This is a genomic window from Pseudomonas sp. Sample_24, assembly GCF_004307605.1.
Lineage (GTDB): Bacteria > Pseudomonadota > Gammaproteobacteria > Pseudomonadales > Pseudomonadaceae > Aquipseudomonas.
Genome location: NZ_RCNW01000032.1, coordinates 2,736 through 4,566, shown reverse-complemented (window position 1 = coordinate 4,566; position 1,831 = coordinate 2,736). Strand labels below are relative to the sequence as shown.

The following is a 1,831-nucleotide window of genomic DNA, read 5'->3' as shown; positions in this document are numbered from 1 at the left end:
CCGTGTTTATCCACACCGCTACCCATGGTGGCGTTGCCCTGTGGATCGAGATCGATCAACAACACCCGACGCTTGGTGGCGACGAGGGATGCTGCGAGGTTGATGCAGGTAGTGGTCTTGCCCACACCACCTTTCTGGTTCGCTATCGCGAATACCTTAGCCATTCTTGCTTGTGTTCCCAATCATGCCGTGCGGCGCAGTATCAGCAGATGACGTTGGCCTTGGCAACCGGGTACGGCCAGGGCATGTTCGCTATCGAGGTGGAAGTCTGCCGGCAATGCTACCAGCTCATCGGCGGGATGAACGCCCTTCATTGCCAGCCAACGGGTGTCGGCGTCGCCAAGGTGGCGAGTCCAGTTTGTGAAGTTTTCCATGCTGCTGAAAGCCCGGGAGATGATCCCGTTAAAAGGCTCTGCAGGCTGGAATGCTTCAACGCGACTGTGGATAACTTGCAGGTTATCCAGTTTGAGTTCGAGTTTGACCTGGGTCAGGAAGCGGGTTTTCTTGCCGTTACTGTCCAGGCAAGTCACTTGCGCCTCAGGAAACAGGATGGCCAGCGGGATACCAGGCATGCCGCCACCACTGCCGACATCCAGCCAGCGACCGTTTTCGATGAATGACATCACGCTCAGGCTATCGAGCAAATGACGCGAGACCATTTCGTCGGGATCACGAACCGCGGTCAGGTTGTAGGCCTTGTTCCACTTGATCAACAGAGCCAGATAGCCCAGCAGCTGCGCATGCTGGGTTTCTGTCAGCGTGACACCAAGCTGGCGGGCACCTGTGGATAACTCATCTGCGTGTTGCGAAGTGACCAACGAACTCAAGCGCTTTGCTCCAACTGACGGCCCGCGCCGCGTTTTTTCAAATGAATCATCAACAGCGAAATGGCTGCCGGCGTAACCCCCGGAATCCGCGACGCCTGGCCCAGAGTTTCCGGACGGGTTGCACCGAGTTTGCTCTGTATCTCTTTGGAGAGACCGGAAATATTCGTGTAATCGATATCCACAGGCAGTTTGGTGTCTTCACTTGCGCGCAGACGGGCAATTTCATCCTGTTGACGATCAATGTAACCGGCGTACTTGGTCTTGATTTCGACTTGTTCGGCCACTTGCGGATCTTCTGCGCCGTTACCGATTACGGCAATCAGACCAGCGTAGTCGATTTCCGGACGGCTCAAGAGATTGAGCAAGTTGTATTCGTGGGTCAGCGGCGTGCCGAATTTTTCGGAAATCGCATCGCCTTGCTCGGTACCCGGGCGGACCCAGGTGCTCTTCAGACGTTGCTCTTCCAGTTCGATGCTTTCGCGTTTTTTGCAGAAAGCCGCCCAACGAGCGTCATCGACCAGTCCCAATTCGCGACCTTTTTCAGTCAAGCGCAGGTCGGCATTATCTTCGCGCAGAATCAAACGGTATTCGGCACGGGAAGTGAACATCCGGTACGGCTCTTGGGTGCCAAGGGTAATCAGGTCGTCGACCAACACCCCGATATACGCCTCATCGCGACGCGGACACCAGGCATCTTTGCCCTGCGCACGCAGCGCGGCGTTGGTGCCGGCCAGCAAACCCTGGGCGCCGGCCTCCTCATAACCGGTGGTGCCATTGATTTGCCCGGCGAAGAACAGACCGCCGATCACCTTGGTTTCCAGGCTGTATTTCAGGTCACGCGGATCGAAGTAGTCGTACTCGATGGCATAGCCCGGACGCACGATGTGCGCGTTTTCCATGCCGCGGATCGATTGCACGATCTGCAATTGCACGTCGAACGGCAAGGATGTGGATATCCCGTTCGGATACAGCTCGTTGGTGGTCAAACCTTCCGGTTCGATGAA

At 56.4% G+C, this 1,831-nt stretch carries 3 protein-coding genes; all 3 read right to left on the bottom strand.

Annotation, left to right across the window (positions count from 1 at the left end; genetic code table 11):
- Positions 1-164 (bottom strand): AAA family ATPase (locus tag D8V06_RS01585; RefSeq protein WP_153189246.1); only part of this gene is annotated, 164 nt, incomplete at its 3' end.
- Between the two features lie 18 nt (positions 165-182).
- Positions 183-827 (bottom strand): 16S rRNA (guanine(527)-N(7))-methyltransferase RsmG, encoded by a 645-nt coding sequence (gene rsmG, locus D8V06_RS01580; RefSeq protein ID WP_056854263.1) that lies wholly within the window; start codon positions 825-827, stop codon positions 183-185.
- Positions 824-1,831: FAD-dependent oxidoreductase (locus D8V06_RS01575; protein WP_130930314.1), on the bottom strand; the 1,008-nt coding region annotated here is incomplete at its 5' end. The genes rsmG and D8V06_RS01575, both read right to left, overlap by 4 nt.